The sequence below is a fragment of the Thermoactinomyces sp. CICC 10521 genome (genome assembly GCF_016055135.1).
Taxonomy (GTDB): Bacteria; Bacillota; Bacilli; order Thermoactinomycetales; family Thermoactinomycetaceae; genus Thermoactinomyces_A; species Thermoactinomyces_A daqus.
Genome location: NZ_JAECVZ010000005.1, coordinates 129,044 through 150,996 on the forward strand (window position 1 = coordinate 129,044; position 21,953 = coordinate 150,996).

Annotated in this window: 23 protein-coding genes; 2 read left to right on the forward strand and 21 right to left on the reverse strand. The window is 51.7% G+C overall.

Features of this window, described 5'->3' with window-relative positions:
- The 11 genes from mraZ to I8U17_RS05815 all read right to left on the reverse strand — a co-directional run bounded on the left by mraZ (position 1) and on the right by I8U17_RS05815 (position 12,859).
- Positions 1-432 carry a division/cell wall cluster transcriptional repressor MraZ gene (mraZ, locus tag I8U17_RS05765; RefSeq protein WP_033100235.1) on the reverse strand — a complete coding sequence of 144 codons (432 nt, stop codon included), beginning with the start codon at positions 430-432 and terminating at the stop codon, positions 1-3.
- Between the two features lie 140 nt (positions 433-572).
- Complete coding sequence (locus tag I8U17_RS05770; protein ID WP_033100234.1) at positions 573-1,832, reverse strand: adenosylhomocysteinase; 1,260 nt, start codon at positions 1,830-1,832, stop codon at positions 573-575.
- 45 nt (positions 1,833-1,877) lie between these two features.
- Complete coding sequence (gene bshC, locus I8U17_RS05775; protein ID WP_198059152.1) at positions 1,878-3,524, reverse strand: bacillithiol biosynthesis cysteine-adding enzyme BshC; 1,647 nt, start codon at positions 3,522-3,524, stop codon at positions 1,878-1,880.
- Positions 3,525-3,602: 78 nt separating this feature from the next.
- A complete protein-coding gene (locus tag I8U17_RS05780) occupies positions 3,603-4,985 on the reverse strand; it encodes an MFS transporter (RefSeq protein ID WP_198055646.1) in 1,383 nt (460 codons plus the stop codon).
- Positions 4,986-5,075: 90 nt separating this feature from the next.
- Complete coding sequence (locus I8U17_RS05785; RefSeq protein WP_198055645.1) at positions 5,076-6,011, reverse strand: ketopantoate reductase family protein; 936 nt, start codon at positions 6,009-6,011, stop codon at positions 5,076-5,078.
- A 360-nt stretch (positions 6,012-6,371) separates the two neighbouring features.
- Positions 6,372-7,871, reverse strand: coding sequence for a xylulokinase (gene xylB / locus I8U17_RS05790; RefSeq protein WP_198055644.1), 1,500 nt, complete (start codon positions 7,869-7,871; stop codon positions 6,372-6,374).
- A gap of 164 nt (positions 7,872-8,035) precedes the next feature.
- The gene (locus I8U17_RS05795; RefSeq protein ID WP_198059153.1) at positions 8,036-9,571 is read right to left on the reverse strand and encodes an acyl-CoA carboxylase subunit beta; all 1,536 of its coding nucleotides are present in this window, start codon (positions 9,569-9,571) and stop codon (positions 8,036-8,038) included.
- 19 nt (positions 9,572-9,590) lie between these two features.
- Positions 9,591-10,367, reverse strand: coding sequence for an enoyl-CoA hydratase-related protein (locus I8U17_RS05800; protein WP_198055643.1), 777 nt, complete (start codon positions 10,365-10,367; stop codon positions 9,591-9,593).
- A gap of 10 nt (positions 10,368-10,377) precedes the next feature.
- Positions 10,378-11,280, reverse strand: a complete 903-nt coding sequence (locus tag I8U17_RS05805) for a hydroxymethylglutaryl-CoA lyase (protein ID WP_033100229.1) — start codon at positions 11,278-11,280, stop codon at positions 10,378-10,380.
- Positions 11,281-11,292: 12 nt separating this feature from the next.
- A complete protein-coding gene (locus I8U17_RS05810; RefSeq protein WP_033100228.1) occupies positions 11,293-11,514 on the reverse strand; it encodes an acetyl-CoA carboxylase biotin carboxyl carrier protein subunit in 222 nt (73 codons plus the stop codon).
- Positions 11,515-11,524: 10 nt separating this feature from the next.
- The gene (locus I8U17_RS05815; protein ID WP_370589218.1) at positions 11,525-12,859 is read right to left on the reverse strand and encodes an acetyl-CoA carboxylase biotin carboxylase subunit; all 1,335 of its coding nucleotides are present in this window, start codon (positions 12,857-12,859) and stop codon (positions 11,525-11,527) included.
- 170 nt (positions 12,860-13,029) lie between these two features.
- Here I8U17_RS05815 and I8U17_RS05820 point away from each other — a divergent pair, with 170 nt between their 5' ends.
- Entirely contained in the window at positions 13,030-13,503 is a 474-nt protein-coding gene (locus tag I8U17_RS05820; protein WP_033100227.1) for an N-acetyltransferase, read from the forward strand.
- 54 nt (positions 13,504-13,557) lie between these two features.
- Here I8U17_RS05820 and I8U17_RS05825 read toward each other — a convergent pair whose 3' ends face one another.
- Together I8U17_RS05825 and I8U17_RS05830 are read right to left on the reverse strand one after the other, a co-directional pair.
- Positions 13,558-14,169 carry an RsfA family transcriptional regulator gene (locus I8U17_RS05825; protein WP_033100226.1) on the reverse strand — a complete coding sequence of 204 codons (612 nt, stop codon included), beginning with the start codon at positions 14,167-14,169 and terminating at the stop codon, positions 13,558-13,560.
- 179 nt (positions 14,170-14,348) lie between these two features.
- On the reverse strand, positions 14,349-15,119 hold the full coding sequence (locus I8U17_RS05830; protein ID WP_052154057.1) for an enoyl-CoA hydratase/isomerase family protein: 771 nt from the start codon (positions 15,117-15,119) through the stop codon (positions 14,349-14,351).
- 116 nt (positions 15,120-15,235) lie between these two features.
- Here I8U17_RS05830 and I8U17_RS05835 point away from each other — a divergent pair, with 116 nt between their 5' ends.
- Positions 15,236-15,463, forward strand: coding sequence for a DUF2626 family protein (locus I8U17_RS05835; protein ID WP_033100225.1), 228 nt, complete (start codon positions 15,236-15,238; stop codon positions 15,461-15,463).
- Positions 15,464-15,644: 181 nt separating this feature from the next.
- On the opposite strand, the gene fabV is transcribed toward I8U17_RS05835, so the two are convergent.
- From fabV to I8U17_RS05875, 8 genes are all read right to left on the reverse strand, one after another.
- A complete protein-coding gene (gene fabV / locus I8U17_RS05840; protein ID WP_198055641.1) occupies positions 15,645-16,841 on the reverse strand; it encodes an enoyl-ACP reductase FabV in 1,197 nt (398 codons plus the stop codon).
- A 23-nt stretch (positions 16,842-16,864) separates the two neighbouring features.
- Entirely contained in the window at positions 16,865-17,971 is a 1,107-nt protein-coding gene (locus I8U17_RS05845) for a class I SAM-dependent methyltransferase (RefSeq protein WP_198059154.1), read from the reverse strand.
- On the reverse strand, positions 17,971-18,915 hold the full coding sequence (gene cysK / locus I8U17_RS05850) for a cysteine synthase A (protein WP_198059160.1): 945 nt from the start codon (positions 18,913-18,915) through the stop codon (positions 17,971-17,973). Before cysK ends, I8U17_RS05845 begins: the two co-directional genes overlap by 1 nt.
- A gap of 11 nt (positions 18,916-18,926) precedes the next feature.
- Positions 18,927-19,250 (reverse strand): rhodanese-like domain-containing protein, encoded by a 324-nt coding sequence (locus tag I8U17_RS05855; protein WP_220184961.1) that lies wholly within the window; start codon positions 19,248-19,250, stop codon positions 18,927-18,929.
- 17 nt (positions 19,251-19,267) lie between these two features.
- A complete protein-coding gene (gene resA / locus I8U17_RS05860; protein WP_033100221.1) occupies positions 19,268-19,801 on the reverse strand; it encodes a thiol-disulfide oxidoreductase ResA in 534 nt (177 codons plus the stop codon).
- Between the two features lie 80 nt (positions 19,802-19,881).
- Complete coding sequence (locus tag I8U17_RS05865) at positions 19,882-20,592, reverse strand: cytochrome c biogenesis CcdA family protein (RefSeq protein ID WP_033100220.1); 711 nt, start codon at positions 20,590-20,592, stop codon at positions 19,882-19,884.
- 30 nt (positions 20,593-20,622) lie between these two features.
- Positions 20,623-21,189 carry a TlpA family protein disulfide reductase gene (locus I8U17_RS05870; protein WP_033100219.1) on the reverse strand — a complete coding sequence of 189 codons (567 nt, stop codon included), beginning with the start codon at positions 21,187-21,189 and terminating at the stop codon, positions 20,623-20,625.
- 83 nt (positions 21,190-21,272) lie between these two features.
- Complete coding sequence (locus I8U17_RS05875) at positions 21,273-21,908, reverse strand: MBL fold metallo-hydrolase (protein ID WP_033100218.1); 636 nt, start codon at positions 21,906-21,908, stop codon at positions 21,273-21,275.
- Positions 21,909-21,953 lie beyond the last annotated feature (45 nt).

The following is a 21,953-nucleotide window of genomic DNA, read 5'->3' on the forward strand; positions in this document are numbered from 1 at the left end:
TTACAAATCCAAATCCACGATGCTTTCCGCAATTTCATTAAAAGACTCTTCCGAGCTGCTGTAATAGTCCTCCCACAGCTCTTTGCACCAGATTTCCACACGGGTGGAAACCCCGATAATCACGCATTCCTTTTTAAGCTTGGCGTAGTCTCGCAGATGTCCGGGAATATTGATCCTTCCCTGCTTATCCTGCTCGACTTCGCATGCTCCAGAGAAAAAGAAACGGGTAAACTTGCGTGCGTCAGCTTTCGTGAATGGAAGTGATTTAAGTTTCTGCTCTAATTGTGTCCACTCTGAGCCGGGGTATGCAAATAGGCACTGATCCAGTCCACGGGTGATCACAAAGGTTTCGCCCAATCCATCGCGAAATTTGGCAGGCACGATCAATCGGCCTTTATCGTCGATGTTGTGTCGATATTCACCCATGAACATGCCAGTTTGCCTCCCCTCGCTCCCCCTTTTCACCACTTCCCTCCACTTCCCACCACATTGCTAATTATACCACACGCCCATTAAAAAATCCTGCACCCGCGTGCAGGATTCCAGAAGTTTATTTCCATTTTTTGGATAAATTATAACTGCCAGCTGGCCAAATATTTCTCTTGCTCTTCGGTGAGACGGTCGATTCGGATTCCATTGGCCTCCAGGAAATACCGGGCCACCTGTTCATCAATCTGGTAAGGAACATCAATCACTTTGCGCCCGATTTTGTCATGGTTTTCATGCACATACAACAGGCAAAGGGCTTGCAGGGCAAAAGTCATATCCATGATTTCCGCCGGATGACCGTCGCCCGCCGCCAGGTTGACAAGACGCCCTTCGGCCAGGAGATACAACTTGCGCCCGTCAGGCAGCAAAAACTCCTCGATATCTTTCCGCACCACCCGTTTGCTGACCGCCATTTGTTCCAATGCCGCCACATCGATTTCCACATTGAAATGACCGGCATTGGCCAAAATCGCACCTGGCTTCATCACGTGGAAATGATCAGCGCTGATCACTCCTTTGTTCCCGGTGGTGGTGACGAAATAATCCCCGAACTTCGCCGCTTCTGCCATCGGCATCACAATAAAGCCGTCCATATGGGCTTCCGTCGCCTTAATCGCATCCACTTCAGTGACGATCACCTGCGCGCCAAGCCCCTTCGCACGCATTGCCACACCGCGTCCGCACCAGCCATAGCCGACGACAACCACTGTTTTGCCGGCAACGACCAGGTTGGTGGTGCGATTGATCCCATCCCAGACAGACTGCCCGGTACCGTAACGGTTATCAAACAAAAATTTGGAGTATGCGTCGTTCACGGCCACCATCGGGAATCGCAGCTCATCCGTTTTTTCCAGCGAACGGAGGCGCAGGATTCCGGTGGTCGTCTCTTCACATCCTCCTTTGACGTTTTCCAGGAGATCGGGACGTTCCGAGTGCAGAATGCTGACTAGATCCCCGCCATCGTCAATAATCAGATCCGGTTTCGTTTCCAATGTTTTGATCAGGTGATCTTTGTATTCTTCCGGGCTCGGATTATATTTGGCAAAGACGGTAATCCCCGATACAGCGAGAGCAGCAGCGATGTCATCCTGTGTGGACAGCGGATTGCTCCCCGTAATAGCAACATCGGCGCCTGCATCGCGAATCAGTTCCGCCAGGCAAGCTGTTTTTGCTTCCAGATGAAGCGAGATCGCCACTTTTTGCCCGGCGAGCGGTCTTTCTGCCGACAACCGTTCACGCAGCCGATTCAAGACCGGCATGTGCTCACGGGCCCAGTCCATTTTCAGGCGGCCATTCGGAGCCAGATTGAGATCGCGAACTATGCTTTTTTCCACAGGATTCATCATAATCCCCCTTATGTATGAGATAACAAAACTGAAACGGCGATTTTACAAGATAACAAAATGATGCCGCAAAGCTCGATCAATGTCAACGAAAGATGTTTCCACCAATTCATCGATCCAGTTGATCCCGTATAAGTTCCAATACTGAATCACATTATAGACCCGCTCTTGCGGTTTCCTGTCCGGCCTGACCGAGGCAATCAGCTCATCCCATTGACGTAAGCCTGCCCCGTGCTTCGTTTCGATCGCTTTTTTGGCAAAGCGGTAGAAATAGTCTATCTGCGCCAAAACCTTCTCCTCGTTTTTACGGCCCATCTCCCGCATATTCATGCCGATTTCCCCAGCCAGTTCATCGGTCAGCCGGCGGTGGAGAGCCTGAATGGACTCTTTGGCATGCAAAAACCGGCTTTCCAGCTCCGGAGGCTTTCTTTCTTCCAGCCATTGGGCCCTCTTTTCTTCGAGACGGCTGAAAACATCCATCCAAGACAGGGAAAAATCATTGATTCGCTTTTCCGCCAGCCGGTCGATTAACGTCAACTGTTCACGCGGCAGCACAATGGGCATCTCCAGCCCCATTTCGCGAAAAGCTTCCCGCAGTATTCCCCAATAGGCAATTTCACCGGGCCCTCCGACAAAAAAGAGAACCGGGAACAGATACTCTTGCATTAACGGCCTTGTGATCACATTGTTGCTGAATCGTTCAGGGGCCGTTTCCGCCAGATGGAGCAATTCTGCTTCCGTAAAGCGGTGACCCGTTTCTCCTGCCTGCCAGACCTCCCCTTCCCGGTACAACGGATAGCGTTCGCCGTCAATCAGGATGAAAAGGTTGGCTTGATTGTCCTTCAGCTCGACCGGAGCCGGGAATCCCCACTGCTCCAGCATGATCGTTTTTTCGGCAACGTGTTGCAGCAGCCGGGGGCTTTTCATAATCAATTCCCTGAAAAAGGGGCTTTCAAGTTTCCTCAGCCCCGGGTCCGCCGAGTCGATGAGCACAAGCCCCCATTTTCCGAAGAAATCGTGCATCACTCTCGCAAAAAAACGGGTCCACGAAAGCGGCTCCCCAATCAATTGCTTCATTCTGTCAAGCCACTCTTTTTTATGCTCATGATCAGGCAGCAGACGTGCGAGCGACTCCAGCCAGGAATGGGTTTCCTCCGGGGTGAGAACGTAAGCAGAGACCGGCTGTTTCGGTTTCCCTTTAACTTCCAGTTTCACTTTGCGCGATTTGTTCTCCGGGTGATCAATCCAAATATGATTGACCTCCTCAAAATCATGATCTTCGCCGGCAATCCAAAAGACAGGGATCACCGGGCGGTTCAGCATTTCCTCAGCCCGCCGGGCCCATTGGATAACGGTGATCGCCTTGTGGATCGTATAAAGGGGACCGCTTAACAGACCGGCTTGCTGACCGCCGATCACAACCAAGCTGTCCGGATTTTTCAACCGTTCCAGATTGCGGATAACCGCCGGATGAGACAGCTCCGGTTCCAGATAAGATTGAAGCGCCTCAACTAATCTGAGGCGCGGTGCAGCCAGCCCAGGCCGCATTTGATCCAGGTAGGAAACGCGTTTGCTGATGCTTTCCTTCTCCCAGGGTGTATATGCATAAAAGGAACGAACAAATACCTCATTTTCAAGATAAGAATGAAATAAACCCGTTCCTTCTTGAACGTTAATGGTTTCCAGCTTCATATGGAACTCCTTCTTCAAAATAAGCTTAAAAACCTACATTTATAGTATATCATGAACAAAATGATCAGCTGAAATGACTTATACCTCTTTCTGTCTATTTAAAGGCAACAACAAACTGACAACCAGCCCCAGCAACGACACGCCCGCAGCAAACAAAAGCATATTGCTCTCGGCCGCTCTCTTCAACGGATCGGTCAAAACCGCCGACCTGATACTAAATGAGCTGAACAGCCTCGCCAGCGCCGTCAAGCCGATGGCCCCGCCCGCCGTGCGAAACATCCCCAAAGCCGTTAATCCATTCCGAATCTGCCTCGGCGACACCCAGGAAAATAAAAACTGGTGTACAGGGGCAACCAATGAAAAGCTGAAACTGAATCCCAGCATAACCAAGGCGGAAAAGAACCAAATCCCGTGATTTCCGAAAGCCAGAACGAGATAGGAAACCGCCGCCAGACTGAATCCGAGCGACATGGTTCGCCTTAAATTCCATTTGCGGGTCAGACCGTGTATCAGCGGCAGCGAAAACAATACACAGAACAGGATGAAAGAGAGCAGTGCCCCGATGCCGAAATCATTCGACCGGGTCACCCGAACCAGCCATACCGGCACCAAAAGCAGGGCCACCCAGGCAAAGCCGCACAGCGCCACTTGTAAATATAACAGCCAGAGCCGCCAGTGGGCAAACAGGTGGGGGTCAAAAAAAGGCTGTCTCTCCTGGCGTTCCACCATAAACAGAGGGACAACCATGCCGATGGCCACAATCCATAAGGGAAGAACATCCCGGTCGAAAAAAGCGGGCAGGCCTTCCAAAAAATCGGTACTGGACACCGCCGTCATCAAAAACAGGATCGTCAGTCCGAAGAAAAGAATCGACTCACCCGAAGCTCCTTTTACCCGCCGCGGTTGATCGGGCAGGCTCCATCGCCTGACAATCAGGAGGAGCAACAGGAGTAAAAGCAGGTGGACAAAAAAGACTGAACGCCATCCCAGTTCATGCGCGAAGGAAACGGAAAGCAAAGGCATGAGAATAAACCCGAATCCCAGTCCGAACAGGATGACCCGCTTCCCCCATTTGCCGGGGCGGTTCAAAAAACGGCGGGCATAGACGGAAACGCATGGAACCAGCCCGCTGGCCCCGACAGACTGAATTACCCTTCCCCACATAAACCAAACCCATTTTTTCGCCAGAATCGCTGTCAGTGACCCAAACGCCAGAAAAGCGACCGAGAGAATAAACACCTTTGTGCGGCTGGTATTCACCGCCCAGCTGTCCATGACTGGAAGCGAAAAAGAGAAAAAAGCCATATATAGGGAGATCACCCATATCGTCCAATGGATGGGCAATCCGTACTCCTTCATGATAAATGGCAAAACCGGTGTGACCAAAATGGCATCCACCGTACCCAATATAATTGCCAGGACAAACGTTTCAAATGAAAAAAACCGCTTTGAACGCGCCAAAATACCCCCTCCACGATCAATGGCAAACCGAAAGCCCGGCTTCATGTACGGATAACAGTTTGATTGCTTTTCGCTGCTCAACCTTTCTTATTATAACATTTGTTCTTCCTTTTCATGGATCAGATTCACAAGACGCAAATTGACCGGTGTATCGATCCGGTGTTTCCGGCCAAGCCGTACAATCGCCCCATTGATAAAATCGACCTCCGTCTTATTCCCCCTCATGACATCCTGCAGCATTGACGAAAAGTTTCCTGCCGTTTGTTTGCAGACGCTTTTCACCTTCTCGTCCAGATCCGCATAGGATAAGGGAATTCCCTCCCGGTTCGCCACCAAAACCACTTCATGTAAAATCTCTTTCCACTCCGCTTGATACTCGGGTGAGAGGAGTGCTCCGTTTTTCACCCCGTAAAGCGCCGTCAGTGGATTGATCACACAATTGACAGCCAGCTTTCCCCATATCTTATGCAATATTTGCCGATCATATAGGATGTTGCACCCAGCTTGCTCCTTCAATATGTTTATCCAGCGCAAAAGCAGAGGGTGAGGTTTTTCCTCTGACGGGGGATATAAACCGATGGACGTCTCTCCCCTTCCCGTTCCGCGAATCACGTTGTCTCCTTCCCTCAATGCCCCCTCGGTGGTCACCGACAGATAAGTCCAAGGGCGATCTGTCAGTCGGGCAATGTTCTCCTGATGCCCTAATCCGTTTTGCCAAAAAATAATTTGCGATTCCGGGTGAGTTCCTTTTTGAATCACAGGAAGAATGGCCGACAAATGCGTTTGTTTGACCATGACAAGCAACAGGTCGATCTTCCCTTCAGGCATCTCATCACTGCATACGGCATGACAAGCACGTTGTTCCGTTTCTCCGCCCTGGCCGATAAAGCGGATTCCTTCGCGATTCAGCAATTCTGCCTGCTCCTTTGTTCTAGTCAACAGAAGCAGATTTTCCCCGAAAAGCGGCTGCATTCGCGCTCCCCACAGCAGTCCCAGTGAACCGGACCCCAGAATAGCCACCCGCATTTTATTCACGCTCCATTTCTTTTGCCCAAGGCAGATTTCTCGTTTCTTCCATTTGAGTATAACAAAAGTAGCCTTACAGGCACAGATATATTCATGTCAAACCTGACAACCCGCGGATGCAAGTAAAATCCGGAGGAAAACGCTGATCCGTCCGTTAAGAAAACATGCCAATTACTTAAACGACTGCCGGAAGTGGTCAACTAGCTGAAGCCCTTTGCCGTATATGGAGCAAAGGGCATTTACTGTCAAATCGCATCCCCAAACCGTCATTTGTCTTTACTGTTCCCTCTCTTCAACAGGCACAGGCAAATCGGCTCAACCAAAGATTATCTGCGGAAGATCGTTTCCACGCTTTCCTTTTTACCACGTTTTCAGAGACTGCATGGCATGGCAGATCCCTTTGGTTTTCGCATAAATTTCCTGATAAATCTCAAAGAGCGCCTGGTATTTCTTCACTGCCTCCGATTGCGGATAAAACGCCGAAGACGGGCGGATAAACTGTTCTGCACATTCCTCGAGCGATGCAAACCAGCCGCAACCGAATGCCGCCAGCATAGCTGCACCCAAAGCAGGTCCCTGCTCGCTTTCCAGTTTGATCACCTCGGCGCCAAAAATATCCGCCTGCATTTGCAGCCAGCATTGGTTTTTGGCTCCTCCGCCGATCGAGATGATCCGGTCAATCGCTTTTCCTTCACTTCGGAAAATCCGGATCGTCTCATGTAGCGAAAACGTGATCCCCTCCATAACAGCCCTCACAAAATTCTCTTTGCGATGAGCCGCATCAACTCCGATGAAACTGCCCCGGATCGCCGAGTCGGCGTGCGGTGTTCGCTCTCCAAACAGATAAGGAGCGAAGAGCAGCCCGCCGGAACCGGGCGGAACCTCGTTAACACCTTGCAACAATCCTTCAAACGTTTCATTTTGGAAAAAAGTCTCTTTAAACCAGCTCAGGCTGTAACCGGCGGAAAGGGTAACGCCCATAGCATAGAAGGAACCGGCTTTGGCATGGTTAAAAAAGTGCACTTTTCCTTTGAAATCCCGCTCCTTCTGATCTTCATGGGACAGAATGACGCCGGATGTTCCGATACTGCACAACGTGATTCCTGGCGATAAAATTCCGGCCCCGACTGCCCCGCAAGCATTATCCGCCCCGCCGGCAAAAACGTTTGTCCCCCTCCGCAACCCGGTCAGCTGCGCAATCTCAGGAAGCAAGGTGCCGACAAATTCGTGGGACTCCACAAGAGGAGGACAAATCTCCGGCGGAATTCCCAACTGGCGGCAAATCTCCGCACTCCATTTCCTTTCCGCCACATCCAAAAGCAACGTCCCGGCCGCATCCGAAAAATCGCTGCAGATCACTCCGGTCATCCTGAACCGCAAATAATCCTTGGGCAAAAGAAATACCCGGGCCTTCTTGAAAATTTCCGGTTCATGCTCCTTTACCCATAAAATTTTGGGCAGTGTAAATCCCTCCAACGGGCGGTTCTTTGTGATCCGCAGCAAATCCTCTCCCAATGCCTCGGCAATTGCTGTACACTGCGCAGTGGTTCTCGTGTCATTCCAAAGAATTGCCGGACGCAACACCTGATGGTGATCATCCAACAGCACTAACCCGTGCATCTGCCCGGAATAGCTGATTCCTTCAATATCTGCGGGGTTGACGCGGGAAAGGGAAAGCAGCTCGGACAAGGCCGATACCGTTTGCCCGACCCATTCCTCCGGATCCTGCTCGCTGTAGCCGGATTTCATCTGAATCAGCGGATAATTCTTGGAAACCTCCGCGCAAACCTCTCCCCTTTGATTGACCAAAATCGTTTTGACACTGCTGGTTCCCAGATCGATCCCGATTACATATTTCATCTTTTCACCTCTTGCTCCAGCATGTTTCCCACAAAAAAATCGCCCCTTTCCCGACTCCGGCATTTATGTCCGCCCCATGGGTGCATCTTCGCCCGGCGGAAGGGAAGGAAACGGATGGACATGCCCCTTTTAAAATAAGGAGCCGGGCAGGGCTCCTTTTCTTGTCAGACCGGGTAGACAGGATGTTTTCGTTTGCTGAATGTCATCTGTTTCGATTCATATGCGGCAAAGCGGGCAATCAGCTCATCCCGCAACCGCTCGGGAGCAACGATATCATCGACGATCAGTTCACTCGCCAAACGATAGATGTCGATATCCTTTTTATAATCCTCCCGTTTCTCCATGACAAATCGGGTTCGTTGCGGCTCCTCCAACTCAGCGATTTTATTGCTGTAAACCGCATTGACCGCCGCTTCCGGCCCCATCACGGCAATCTGCGCCGTTGGCAGGGCGAGGCAGGCATCCGGTTCAAAGGCGGGGCCGGCCATGGCATACAAACCCGCTCCGTACGCTTTGCGCACGATGACAGAGATTTTGGGAACCGTCGCCTCCGACATAGCCGCAATCATCTTCGCCCCGTGACGGATAATCCCGGCCCGTTCCACCTGGGTTCCGATCATAAACCCGGGTACATCGGCAAGGAACAGGAGCGGAATTTGATAGGCATCGCACAGCGTGATAAAGCGGGCAGCCTTGTCGGCCGAATCGACGAACAAAACGCCGCCTTTCACTTTGGACTGATTGGCCACCACCCCGATCACCCGTCCGTTCAAGCGGGCGAAGCCGGTAATCAGTTCACGGGCGAACAGAGCTTTGATTTCAAAGAAAGTACCTTCATCCACCAGGCTGTGAACCAGTTCGAGCATATCAAAAGGCGAATTTTGATGATCCGGCACGATTTCGGCAATGGGTCGCGCTTCCGGCGACGGCTGCTTCGGTTCTGCCATCGCCGGTTTACCGAGATAATTGGCCGGAAAATAGCTCAGATAACGCCTGGCCGCGGCGATCGCCTCTTCTTCGCTCGATGCCAGCACATCACCGCAGCCGCTCACGGAGCAATGCATGCGGGCGCCTCCCATCTGCTCCAATGTCACCTTTTCGCCAATCACCATTTCCGCCATCCGCGGCGACCCCAGATACATGCTGGCATTTTTGTCCACCATGATGACGATATCGCAAAAGGCGGGAATATAAGCACCACCGGCTGCCGACGGGCCGAACAAAACGCAGACCTGCGGAACCATGCCCGAAAGTTTCACCTGATTATAAAAAATCCGTCCCGCCCCTCTGCGCCCGGGAAACATTTCAATTTGGTCGGTGATGCGCGCCCCGGCGGAATCAACCAGATAAATGATCGGAACCTGCAACTTCTCTGCCGTTTCCTGGATGCGAATGATTTTCTCGACTGTGCGGGCCCCCCACGATCCGGCTTTGACTGTTGAATCATTGGCCATCACGCATACCGTTTGGCCGTGAATCCGGCCAATCCCGGTCACCACTCCGTCTGCCGGCAAGTCCCCGGCCATGAAGTTGGCGAACTTTCCGTCTTCCAGCTGAACATCATCATCAAAGAGCAACCGCAGCCGGTCCCGTACAAACAGTTTTTTCTGCTGCTTCAGTTTTTCATGATATTTCGGAGCACCGCCGGCCTCAATTTTTTCAATCCTTTCCTTCAATTCCTCGGACCATGTCTCTTTCATTTCGGATCCCTCCCCGCGTCTATTCGCCAGTATAGCGTGGTTTTCTTTTTTCTTTAAAGGCGGCCAACCCTTCCAGCCGGTCTTTTGTCGGGATCAGCGTCTCGTATGCCTTGGTTTCCAACAGAAGACCCGTCTCCAGATCGGTCTCCAGACCACGGTCGATGGCCAATTTGGCCTGAGCCAAGGCCAGCGGTGCATTCTCTTTGATCGCTTGTGCCCACTCGATCGCTGTTGTCAGCGTTTTCCCCCGGGGCGTTACCTGATTGGCCAGGCCCCAGCGCTCTGCTTCCGCTGCCGTCACCTTCCTGGCTGTGAAGATCCATTCTTTTGCTTTCGTTTTTCCCACGAGTCTCGACAGGCGCTGCGTCCCTCCGGCCCCGGGAATGATGCCGAGCGAAACTTCGGTCAACCCCAGCATGGCATGTTCGGCAACGATACGAAGGTCGCAGGCCAGAGCCAGTTCCGTTCCCCCGCCGAAAGCGGCTCCGTTGACCGCGGCGATGACCGGCTTCGGCATTTGCTCAATTTTGGTGAATGTATCGCGGATCAGCCTGATAAAGTGACGAACTTCGTCCTCCGACATCGTACGCCGCTCCTTCAAGTCCGCTCCCGCAGAAAATGCTTTCTCCCCTGCTCCGGTAATGATCACAACACGCGTCTGCCTGTCGTTTGCCAATTCTTCCGTCACCTGCGCCAGTTCGCTCAATACGGTCCGGTTCAGGGCGTTGTGCACTTCGGGGCGGTTGATCGTTACAATGGCCAAGCCCTCTTTCTTCTCAAGCAAAATTGAAGGCATCCTTCTCCTCCTAACTTTTTCGTTTTTTGCTTCCCACATAGCTTTTCAGCACCTTGGAAGGAAGCGCTTTCCCAAGAATCCGCTGGGCGGTCAGGCTCACATCACACAATCGCTCCAGGTCGATGCCTGTTTTGACGCCCATTCGCTCCAATGTATAAACCAAGTCTTCGGTCGCCAGATTGCCTGCAGCACCCGGAGCATAAGGGCAGCCCCCCATTCCCCCGAAGGAAGTGTCCAATGTGGTGATGCCCAATTCCAGAGCCACATAGGCATTGACCAGCCCCGTTCCTCTTGTATCATGAAAATGGCCGGCGAGCGTTTCGGCCGGAAACTGGCTCAGCAGTGCCTTGAGAACTTTTTTCACATCATTGGGGGTGGCCACACCAATCGTGTCGCCCAGAGATATTTCATAAACCCCCATCGCAAACAACCGTTCGCATATTTTTGCCACTTGCGATATGTCCACATCTCCTTCATATGGGCATCCAAACACGGTGGAAACATAGCCGCGAACTTTCTTCCCTTGTTGTTTGGCCAATTTGGTCACTTCTTCCAGAACCGGGTAGGTTTCTGCAATGCTCTTGTTGATATTTTTGCGGTTATGTGCCTCGCTGGCTGACATGAAAACGGCAAATTCATCCACTTTTGTCTCCAGCGCGCGCGCCAGCCCCTGGCGATTTGGAACGAGCGCTCGATAGACAACAGCCGCATTGGAAGGGAGTTCACTGGCCAGTTGTTCCGCATCGGCAAGCTGCGGCACCCACTTGGGGTGAACAAACGAGGTGACCTCAATATCCCTCACCCCTGCGGCAATTAGTTTCTTGACAAGAATTTTTTTCGCATCGGTCGGCAAGATCACCGCTTCATTTTGCAATCCGTCACGCAAGCCGACTTCAACAATTTTTACCTCCATTGAAAGCCACCTCTAGCTTTCCACGCTCAGCACGAGCAGAACTTCTCCGTCTCCGACAAAAGAACCCTCTTCCACCTTGACTTCGCTCACGATTCCTCCCTGTTCCGCCTGCACGGGCACCTCCATTTTCATCGATTCCAAAATCACTACATCCTGGCCGGCTTCAACGCGATCCCCCGGTGCCACCAACACGGATAAAACAGTACCTGCCATGCTCGCAGTAACCTCTGCCATTCTCTTCACCTCATTCATTTTTTAAATCCGCAATCAATCCAGTATGATAATGGCCGCGCACAAAATCAGGATGCTCCAAAATGCGCAGCAAAAGGGGGAGATTGGTTCTGATGCCTTCAACCCGAAAACGCTCAAGGGCAAACCGACTTCGCTGGAGCACCTCCATCCGGTTGCAACCGCTTACAATACATTTGGCAATCATCGGATCATAAAACGGGGAAACGGTATTCCCTTCTTCCACCCCCGCATCGACGCGGATGCCGTCCCCTGCGGGAAATTGAAACGCGTTCAGCTTGCCCGGCGAAGGATAAAAGCGCACGGGGTCTTCGGCATAAAGGCGGAACTCGATCGCATGTCCCTGAAGCGGAATCTCCTCCTGTTTTAACTTAAACGGTTTCCCTTCGGCCACGTCGAGCTGCCAAGCGACCAGGTCAAAGCCGGTGATCGCTTCCGTTACCGGGTGCTCCACCTGCAACCGCGTGTTCATTTCCAGGAAATAAAACTGCTCGGACTCATCGAGGATAAATTCAACCGTTCCCAATCCCAGATAGTTGACAGCTTTGGCGGCCCGAATCGCCGCATCGTACAGCTTTTGTCTCGTTTCCTCCCTGATGGACGGTGAACGGCTCTCCTCGATCACTTTCTGGTTTCTCCGCTGAACCGAACACTCCCGCTCATAGAGGTGGAGTATATTGCCAAACGCATCGGCGGCGATCTGCACCTCGACGTGGCGGGCCCGCGGAAGCCATTTTTCCAGGAACAGCTTCCCGTCGCCAAAATAAGCCTGCGCCTTTTGTTTGACTGATGAAAAGACAGAACGCAGCTCTTCTTCTCCCCGGCAAACATGCATACCGATTCCGCCCCCGCCGGCGCTCGCCTTGATCATGACAGGATAGCCCCATTCCCGCGCCAGTCGAACCGCTTCTTCCGCAGAGGATAAAGCACCGCTGCCGGGAACCACCGGAACCCCTGCCTCGATCATCGTTTGTCTGGCCGTCACTTTATCTCCCATCTGCGCAATGGTGAACGGCTTCGGCCCAATCCAGGTCAGTCCTGCTTTCAGCACCTGCTCGGCAAAGGAGGCATTTTCCGATAAAAAGCCGTAACCGGGATGAATGCTGTCCGCCTCGGTCTTTTCTGCCGCCTGCAAAATGGCCTCCACCTTCAAATAACTCTGTGCGACCGGCGGCGGGCCGATCGGAACGGCTTCATCAGCCATCTTCACAAAGGGCAGATCCCGATCCGCATCGGAGAAAACCGCGACGGTCTTCACCCCTCGTTCCCGGCATGTGCGCATAATCCGACAGGCGATCTCTCCGCGATTGGCGACTAACACTTTTCGGATTGACATAGCCCACCTCATTCCCAGCATAAAGTTAAATGATAAAGATATAAAATCCTATTCATCATAATGTTCGACAATAAATAATTTTTGTCCTTCCCAAATCATTCGGCCATTTATGCTAAAATAAAGTTGACTCTGGTAAAACTCTTGGTATCAAAGGGGGAAAAAGCATGGAACCCTTGAAAGTCGAGCAGTTGAAGATCAATTACAAAACCTTGGAGGAGTTCCAAAAATTCAACGAATACGGACTCCCTGAGCTTTCCATGCTGGAAGATCTGGAAGCCAACATCGTAGAAAATAACAGTCAGTCCCCTTTCTACGGCATTTACCGCGACGGTCAGCTGGCCGCCCGCATCAGCTTATATCGGGTCAGCGCCAAATATGACTGGTATTTTCATCCCAGCCAGGACTATTATGAAATTTGGAAACTGGAAGTGTTGCCGCAATACCGCGGGCAAGGACTTGGACATGCGCTCGTCAGTTACGCAAAAAGCTTGTTCTTGCCGATTAAAACCAATGCCCGCAACCGTTCTGATTCATTTTGGAGAAAAATGGGTTTCCAACCCGTTCGCTACAACCCTGAGCGCGATCGCGGGGAAAGCCCGTATGTGTGGCTTCCGCCCGGGGTAGGCCTGAAAGAATAAACCGATTAAAAAAGACCCACATGCGCCTTTTAATGCGGGTCTTTCTTTATCCGGCTATTTATCCACATGCTGCAGATTGTCGCTCTCTTCCGATTGGAACTTCCCTTCTTCATCATTTTCCTCACCGAGCAACGCCATGCGACGGGCCCGCTCCATAATTTGTACCAGGGTGCGGTAGTCATCGTTGACAAGGCGATAATCGCTTTGCACATGGTTGAGCTGGTCTTTCATTTCCATGTTTTCCTGTTCCAGTTTTTTCAGTTGCCGCTCCCGTTCCTCCAGCTCTTTTTCCAATTGTTTTTGCTGCCGTTTCAGTTCGGTCACTTCATTTTTATACTGCCTTAAGAAGCGAATGATATTTTCAATGGAGTAAGCCAGATCCTCCCCGGCAAGCGCACCGCTTTTCATCCGCAGCGAGGCCGATCGCCCCCTTTCCTGGGATCTTTTTTGCCGTTGGGACTTGGCAATCTGAATTGCAGCCTCATACTTTTTTCTCACTGTACTGTTCCAACGAAAACCACAGGCAGCCGGAGTTCTGCCCAACTTTTCCGCTACTTCTTCAAAAGCGGAAAGTTGTGTTCCTCCTTCGCGAATATGCCTGAGGGTCACCTCGGCCAACACCATGTCATCTTCAGGCGTCCAGGCATCTTGGCGCTTTACAGCCATAACGGTACCTCCTATCCTCCTGCAAGGACTCGCAAAACTTCCTTCACTTAACTGTATGCAAATGATATAAATCATAGTATATGGATCTATTAATTTTTATTACCAGCTGGAAGTGGAAGTATACCTGACCTTTCACGCACGATGACATGGTTTTCCCGGCCGTTTTTCTTCGCCACGGATTATTCTTTTTTTGCTCTGGTTCGGTTCAGAAAGGATTCTACCGCCAGTCGATGTTCATCGGATTCCCAGCAGACGGCGCAATGCTCTGCCTCCAATTCATATGTGCCTTGTTCCCGTTCTCTCTCTATCTTGTCAGCCACCTGCTTATACGCCCGAATGACGGAAACAGGCGCTTTCGTCAACTTCTCGACATAGCTTTCCACATGGCTTCTGAATCCATCCTCCGGCAGCAGCGCATCGACGATCCCCCATTCCTTCGCTTCCTCTCCGCTTAAGATCCGTCCGGTTAACAGGCAGTCCAATGCCCGGGTTCGACCGATCTTCCGCATTAAACGGCCGGCGCCGCCCCAACCGGTCGTGATTCCCAGATTCACCTGAATCATGCCGAACTTCGCTTTGGGGGAAGCCAGACAAAAATCACAGCTGACCACAATTTCACACCCTCCTCCGACGGCAAACCCTTCCACGGCCGCCACCGTCACCAGCTCAAGCCGCGCAATCTCTTCCAGCAGTGCTCCCATGCGGCGCATGACGGGAAAAATCTCTTCCTTCTTGGTCCACTGGTGAAACTCGGACACATCGCCTCCGGAGACAAAAGCTCTCTCATCTCCCAAAAATACGATCGCCTTCAGGTTCCGGTCGTTTTTCCATTCCCTGATAACGCTTTCCAATTCACCGATCATGGCAAGGTTCACCGCATTGCGGACATCAGGCCGATGAAAGCGAATCCAACCGGTTTGCTTCTGTTTGTGAACAACAAGTGTCTGCATTATGAACATCCTTTCCGCATTGCTTGATAGCGAATCGCCGCTGAGGGTATAATAATTTTGAAATCTCGGTGAAATGGGATTGCCTTGAAGGAAATACATAGAAAGGAGTAGGGCAGATGGATCAAATGTTTCGGGTCCTGGGATTTTGGACGCTTGTCATCTCGCTGATGTTCCTGGCAGGGCAAATGTACATTCCCGCCATCCTCTTTATTGTGCAAACGATTCTGTTTATTGCTTTTGGCTACATGAAGTTTACAGAAAAAACTTACATGTATCTGTTCGGCGGGTACATGTTTGTCTCTTTTTGCGGGATGGTATGGTATTCGACATTTATGATGCATTAATGCTTCACGGCTCCCATTCACTGCGGGAGCTATTTTTCTGTAAAAGTCCATGATGCCATGCCAGTGCCCTCATGCCCCTCCGGGTTTGATCCGGTTTTCTTCTCTCCGGGTTCCGGCGATTGCCTGCCGTTTTCATTTGCAAAAAAGAGCCAGTCGAATCAAACTGGCTCTCTTCATTTCCTTATTTTTCCTCTATGCTTGGAATCTTCACATCCGGATCGACATCGGCCTCGTAATCGATGCCTTCTGTTTCAAAGCCGAACAACTGGAAGAAATCCCGGCGGTAACCCTCGATGTCGGAAATCTCCCGCAGCGTCTCGTTATTAACACGATCCCATCGGTTGAGCACTTCTTTTTGCACATCTTCCTTCATTTCCAGATCATCGATGCGAATTCTTCCCTGCCCGTCGACCGGCACTTCTCCTCCGGCATAAAGACGATCGGCAAACAGCCGGTACATTTGTTCGATGCAACCCTCATGCAAGCCTTTTTCTTTCATCACCTGATAAAGGAGCGATATGTAAAGCGGTACAACGGGAATTGCGGCGCTTGATTGCGTGACAAGGGCCTTGTTGACGGAAACGTAGGCATGTCCGCCGATTTGCTTCAGTTGGGCATCCAGATCATGCGCCGTCTTTTCCAGATCATCTTTTGCCCGTCCCACCGTTCCTTCGCGATATACCGGATAGGTGATTTCCGGACCGATGTAAGAGAAGGCGACCGTTGTTGCTCCTTCAGCCAGTACGCCGGCTTTCAGCAATGCATCGATCCACATTTTCCAATCTTCCCCGCCCATGACGGCAACGGTATGGCGGATCTCTTCTTCAGTCGCCGGCTCAATGGTGGTTTCCGACACTTGTCCGCTGTGAAAATCGACCGTTTTGTTGGTGTAAGATTGCCCGATCGGCTTGATCACGGAAGAGAAAACCTCTCCCGTTTCCGGATGAACCCGTTTGGGAGCAGCCAGGCTGTAAATAACCAAATCCACCTGCCCCAAGTCTTTTTTGATCAGGTCGATCGTTTGCTCCTTGATTTCCTTGGAAAAGGCATCGCCATTGATGCTTTTGGCAAACAAACCGGCTTTGGCCGCCTCTTTCTCAAATGCGGCGGAGTTATACCAGCCTGCGGTCGCGGTGCGGTTACCGGAGCTCGGCCGTTCAAAGAAAACGCCGATCGTATCGGCACCCGCCCCGAAAGCGGACACAATTCGGGAAGCCAGCCCGTAGCCGGTGGAAGAACCGATTACGAGCACTTTTTTCGGCCCATTGATTTTCGGTTGGCTTTTGGTATATTCGATCTGCCTGGCAACCTGCCTGGCACACCCTTCCGGATGCGAAGTCGTACAAATAAATCCGCGAAATTTCGGCTTAATAACCATCTTTCAACCTCTTTCACTCGTGATTAAAAAAGATTTTGGCCACGGTTGATCTCTAATCCTTTAGACTGAATCAGGATGCGGAAAGATTCTCCCATCGCCTGGGGATGGATGAGTTGTTTGATCGCCCGAACCCGTTTGGCCTCCGGGCTGAAAGGGTCAGTTGGCACCGCCGCAGGCAACAACCCGGCGATTCCGCTTTGGAGCAGGAATTCGGCTTGCGTAAGATTGGCGACCATCATCAACCCTTCCGACTCCCCCCATTCCTCCAGCAGGGAAAAGTTCACATCACAGGTAAGATCGATTTCTCCGGGAGTTTCCAGGATGTCCGGAATCACCCGATGCTTGCGGTAACCCCGGAGCGTTCCCTTTTTTTGTTTCAGAACCCGGGTGGACGCACCGTAATCGATTGTGACCAAAATCCCCTCGTTCAGCCAGCGGGCCACTTCCTGCAGCCATCCGCGGGCTGCCAGCGGAACCTCCAGCATCTCACCGTCGCGAAGATCGCTCCCCAATTTTAACAGATCCGCGGAATCCGTTCCAAGCGGAATCCACTTTTCCGCCAGTTTCCGATCTTCTCCTTTTGACACCCATGATTCCAGGAGCAGCCCCCCATCTTTTTTTATCCGATGAACAGGGAAGGCGTCAACCAGTTCATTGCTATAAATAAAAGCCACTTTTACGGGCGGAATTTCCGGCAATCGCCCGTGAATGCAGTAGGAAACCGGCAAAGCAGCGAGACGTTCACGGGCTGATTGCCGGTGAAACGGGCTTATTTCCACCAGATGAAAGCGGATCTGTTCCGGCGGAATGCCTGCATCGCAGAGCCCTTTTCCCACCTGTTCGGCCAGACGGCCATCGCCCGCGCCCATCTCCACTACGGCCCATTCGCCAACCGAAGCGAATCGCCGGATCCACTTCGCATAAAGCCGTCCCAGTACCAGCCCGTACAGCTCTCCCACATGGGCATTGGTAAAAAAATCGCCTTCACGTCCCAGTTTTACTCGATCACGCTGATAATAACCCCATTCGGGATGATAGAGGGCCAACTCCATATATTGCGCAAACGGAATTCTCCCCTCCGGGCTCTCTTCAATCTGTTTGAGGATTTCTGCCAAAAGCGGATTTTCCATCATGACTCCTGTTCCGAAAAGTCGAAGACGGAAGTGCTCAGATAACGCTCACCGGTATCCGGCGCCATGCAGAGTACGCGTTTTCCTTTCCCCAGGCGTTCTGCCACTTTGAGTGCCGCCCAAACCGAAGCACCGGAAGACGGGCCCACCAAAATGGCTTCTTTGCGGGCCAGATTGCGTGTGGTTTCGATGGCTTCTTCATCGGAAACATGAAAGATTTCATCATAGATATCCTGATTTAAAACCGGTGGAATAAAACCGGGACTCGTTCCGGGAATTTGGTGCGGTCCTGGTTCACCACCCGCCAGTACGGGAGAGTTTTTCGGTTCGACCACGCCGATGAACAAATTCGGCAGTTTTTGCTTCAGATATTCCCCTGTCCCGGTAATCGTTCCGCCGGTTCCGGCCGTTGCGACAAACGCATCGAGCCGTCCCTCCATCTGCTCCCAAATCTCCGGTCCGGTCGTCAGGCGATGCACTTCCGGGTTGGCTTCATTTTGGAACTGGTAAGGCAAAAAGGAATTGGGAATTTCTTTGGCCAGCTCTTCTGCCTTGCGAATCGCGCCGGGCATCCTTAAATGTCCGGGGGTTAAAACCACTTCGGCCCCATATCCCTTTAACAGACCGATCCGCTCACTGCTCATCGTATCCGGCATGACCAGAATCGTCCGGTAACCGCGGGCCGCCCCGACCAATGCCAGTCCGATCCCCGTATTTCCGCTCGTCGGTTCCACGATCGTCGCCCCCGGCTTGAGCCGGCCGCTCTTTTCGGCGGCACGAATCATATTGTATGCCGTGCGGTCCTTCACACTGCCGCCGGGATTAAATTTTTCCAACTTCACATAGACTTCTGCCCAGTCGGGCTTCACCAGCCGGTTTAAGCGAACGACCGGAGTAGCGCCGATCAAGTCCAGAACCTGATCGGCCGTCCGGGCAAAAGGCATGGTTTTGCCTGTTACTCCTTCGTTACGGGACCCGTCCATTCCAGCATTCCTCCCTTTAAGTTATAAAGCTGCGAAAACCCCTTGCTATGTAGAACATGGGCAGCGATGACACTGCGGCGCCCGCTCCGGCAGATGAGCAAAATCTTCTCATCTTTGTGCGGATTCAATTCCGCGAACCGCTCTTCCATCTCGTCGTGCGGAATGTGGATCGCTCCGGGAATGTGCCCCTCCTCATACTCTTCACTTGTTCTCACATCAACCAAAACGTATTTTTTTCGTTCCGATTCATCCACCTGGCTGAATTCGCCCGCTTCAATATCTTTATAATGTTCCATGATATCATCCTCCCAGTCTAATGCCCCGGCAAAACCGAGTTAATATATAATTCCAATTGTCCATGGATGAGCGGACCTTCGACCCTTTTTGTAATTTTACCCTCAGGGTCGATCAAAAGAGAAGTGGGAATGGGACCGACTTTGTACAAATCCACCACATCCCGGTCATGGTCCATCAGGACGGGAAACGTCAGCCCGTATTGACGGGCGAAGGCGGAGGCAGTTACATTCGTCTCCGCGATGTTCACGCCGACAACCGTAAAGCCCCGGTTTTTATACTCTTCGTAAGCTTGCTCCAAGACAGGCATTTCTTTTCGGCAGGGATCACACCAGGACCCCCAGAAATTGAGCAAAACCGCTTTTCCCTTCAAATCGCTCAGTTTCATCTGTTTCCCGTCCAGGGTTTCCAGCTGAAAATCGGGCGCTTTCTCCCCTGCTTCCGGCTTGTCGGCCTGATCCTGGTTCATCGCCTGGTATAAGGCGATTCCCACCAAAGCGACCATGAAGAGAAATAACACGCGGCGGACCCAATATCGCGTCTTTTTGTTCATAATCTCACCCGTCTTCACCCAAAATTGTAACAAAAATTATCGATTTTGTCTGTTTTGGTCACCGGGGCGGGGAACACCGCTCAGAACCCGGTAAATCCGGTGATGCTTGTCAACCAGCTGGCCAAAGCGGACATCTGATCCGTATAGAGGAGAATGCCAAACAGCACCATCAATCCTCCCCCGACTTTCATCACTCCCGCCGAATACTTCAAAATCCAGCGAAATCTCCCCACAAAAAACGCCATCACAAAAAACGGGATGGCAAACCCCAGCGTATAAGCAGTCAAATAGGCCAATTTCACTTCAGGATGAAGCGCGGTCATCATAATAATCGAGGCGAGAATCGGACCGACACAAGGCGTCCAGCCGGCGGCAAAACCCATCCCCACCAAAACCGATCCCAAAAAGCTGACCCGTTTTTTCGTTGTCTGCAACTTATACTCCTTCAGCAAAAAAGCCGGCTGAAAGACACCGAGCACAAACAAGCCCATGGCCACGATCAAAACGGCGCCCAGCATGCGAATCAGATCCTTATACTGGCTGAACAGCGTTCCGAGCAGACTGGCCCCAAACCCCAACGCATAGAAAATGACGGAAAATCCCAATATAAAAAAAAGTGTGTGAAACACAACGGTCCTGGTTATGGTCCTGCTTCGTTTTTCATCTTTGAGCTGAGCCACTGATACACCGGTGATGTAGGATAGATAAGATGGGTAAAGCGGCAGAGTGCAAGGCGAAATAAAAGAAAGCACCCCCGCTCCGAATGCGATCCACCAGCTGATATGCTCCACAGAACTCTCTCCCCTTTTGTCGGCGGTCATTTATTTGGCCAGTTCGTCAATCATGGAAAACAGCGCCTGTTCCTTCATCCCGCCTACAAATTTGTGCAGGATTTTCCCGTCTTTTCCCACAATGAAAGTAGCCGGCACTCCGAAGAGATGATACTGATCAATTCCCACCGTCTGTCCATTTTTAGCAGGGTCCATGGCAACAGGAAACGTGAAGTGATTTTGTTTTACAAAGGAGGAAACCTCTTCCGGCTTCCGCTCCATCGCCGTCAAATTGACCATAATGAAGTTGACGCGGTCTTTGTAACTATTGAACGCTTTTTGAAAATAGGGCATCTCTTGCTTGCAATATCCGCACCACGTCGTCCAAAAGTTCACCACCGTCGGCTTGCCCCCGTTTTGCGCCAACTCAACGCTCCGGCCATCGAGGGTGGCCAGTTTGAAGTTCGGGGCGCAATATCCCTCTTCCGGCTGCGGCTCCCCCTGACAATGAACCACTTGCAGGGCCGCCTCATCTTGTCCTTTCGCCGAATAAAACCAGAATGTACCGGCCACCGCAACGACGATCAGCAACAAAACAACCACATTTCTCCATTTCATGCAACAAACGCTCCTTCATTACATCATGGAACGAAATCGCTCCTTTTCACAAGTATTTAACTTTTTTGCGATGGATAACCCTCTTACAACAATCCGGTTACATAAGGATTGTGCATCTGTTCACGCCCGATGGTCGTCTCCGGCCCATGCCCGCACAGGACTCTCGTCTCCTCCGGCAGATCCATCAACTTTTCGGAAATACTGTGCATCAGAGTTTCATAGCTTCCCCCCGGCAAATCGGTACGGCCGATCGAGTTTTTAAACAACACATCGCCGCTGAAAATGGTGGTACCCCATACGTACGTGACACTGCCCGGCGAATGCCCCGGTGTATGCAATACGCGAAAAGTTTCTCCAAGCAGCGAAAGCGTTTCCCCACCGTCAAGAAGGTGTTCCGCCGGAGCGCAGACGATCGCGGGAATTCCCGGAAACAGCCCGGATCCATTTTTTTGCGGTTCCGTCATCCAATCAGCTTCTGCGCGGTGCAAATAAACAGGCGCCTTGGTCAGCGAACGCAATTCTTCCACCCCGCCGATATGGTCAAAATGGGCATGGGTTAATAAAATCGCTTTCACGGCAATTCCCAATTCTCCAATGCGCCGAAGCAAGGAATCCGGCCCCATGCCGGGGTCAACCACCAATCCCTCTTTTGACTCCTCATCATACATGAGATAAGCATTCGTCATGGCCGGTCCGAGCACAAACGTTTCAATTTTCATTTTTATGTACCTCCAAAGTGTCCTGATCCTCAACCCCCATTCTAC

Excerpts from the sequence above, each read along its gene's own strand:
- mraZ (WP_033100235.1), bottom strand. The coding sequence starts at position 432 with ATGTTCATGGGTGAATATCGACACAACATCGACGATAAAGGCCGATTG.
- I8U17_RS05770 (WP_033100234.1), bottom strand. The coding sequence starts at position 1,832 with ATGAATCCTGTGGAAAAAAGCATAGTTCGCGATCTCAATCTGGCTCCG.
- bshC (WP_198059152.1), bottom strand. The coding sequence starts at position 3,524 with ATGAAGCTGGAAACCATTAACGTTCAAGAAGGAACGGGTTTATTTCAT.
- I8U17_RS05785 (WP_198055645.1), bottom strand. The coding sequence starts at position 6,011 with ATGCGGGTGGCTATTCTGGGGTCCGGTTCACTGGGACTGCTGTGGGGA.
- xylB (WP_198055644.1), bottom strand. The coding sequence starts at position 7,871 with ATGAAATATGTAATCGGGATCGATCTGGGAACCAGCAGTGTCAAAACG.
- I8U17_RS05795 (WP_198059153.1), bottom strand. The coding sequence starts at position 9,571 with ATGAAAGAGACATGGTCCGAGGAATTGAAGGAAAGGATTGAAAAAATT.
- I8U17_RS05800 (WP_198055643.1), bottom strand. The coding sequence starts at position 10,367 with ATGCCTTCAATTTTGCTTGAGAAGAAAGAGGGCTTGGCCATTGTAACG.
- I8U17_RS05805 (WP_033100229.1), bottom strand. The coding sequence starts at position 11,280 with ATGGAGGTAAAAATTGTTGAAGTCGGCTTGCGTGACGGATTGCAAAAT.
- I8U17_RS05810 (WP_033100228.1), bottom strand. The coding sequence starts at position 11,514 with ATGGCAGAGGTTACTGCGAGCATGGCAGGTACTGTTTTATCCGTGTTG.
- I8U17_RS05820 (WP_033100227.1), top strand. The coding sequence starts at position 13,030 with ATGGAACCCTTGAAAGTCGAGCAGTTGAAGATCAATTACAAAACCTTG.
- I8U17_RS05825 (WP_033100226.1), bottom strand. The coding sequence starts at position 14,169 with ATGGCTGTAAAGCGCCAAGATGCCTGGACGCCTGAAGATGACATGGTG.
- I8U17_RS05830 (WP_052154057.1), bottom strand. The coding sequence starts at position 15,119 with ATGCAGACACTTGTTGTTCACAAACAGAAGCAAACCGGTTGGATTCGC.
- I8U17_RS05835 (WP_033100225.1), top strand. The coding sequence starts at position 15,236 with ATGGATCAAATGTTTCGGGTCCTGGGATTTTGGACGCTTGTCATCTCG.
- fabV (WP_198055641.1), bottom strand. The coding sequence starts at position 16,841 with ATGGTTATTAAGCCGAAATTTCGCGGATTTATTTGTACGACTTCGCAT.
- I8U17_RS05845 (WP_198059154.1), bottom strand. The coding sequence starts at position 17,971 with ATGGAAAATCCGCTTTTGGCAGAAATCCTCAAACAGATTGAAGAGAGC.
- cysK (WP_198059160.1), bottom strand. The coding sequence starts at position 18,915 with ATGCCTTTTGCCCGGACGGCCGATCAGGTTCTGGACTTGATCGGCGCT.
- I8U17_RS05855 (WP_220184961.1), bottom strand. The coding sequence starts at position 19,250 with ATGGAACATTATAAAGATATTGAAGCGGGCGAATTCAGCCAGGTGGAT.
- resA (WP_033100221.1), bottom strand. The coding sequence starts at position 19,801 with ATGAACAAAAAGACGCGATATTGGGTCCGCCGCGTGTTATTTCTCTTC.
- I8U17_RS05870 (WP_033100219.1), bottom strand. The coding sequence starts at position 21,189 with ATGAAATGGAGAAATGTGGTTGTTTTGTTGCTGATCGTCGTTGCGGTG.
- I8U17_RS05875 (WP_033100218.1), bottom strand. The coding sequence starts at position 21,908 with ATGAAAATTGAAACGTTTGTGCTCGGACCGGCCATGACGAATGCTTAT.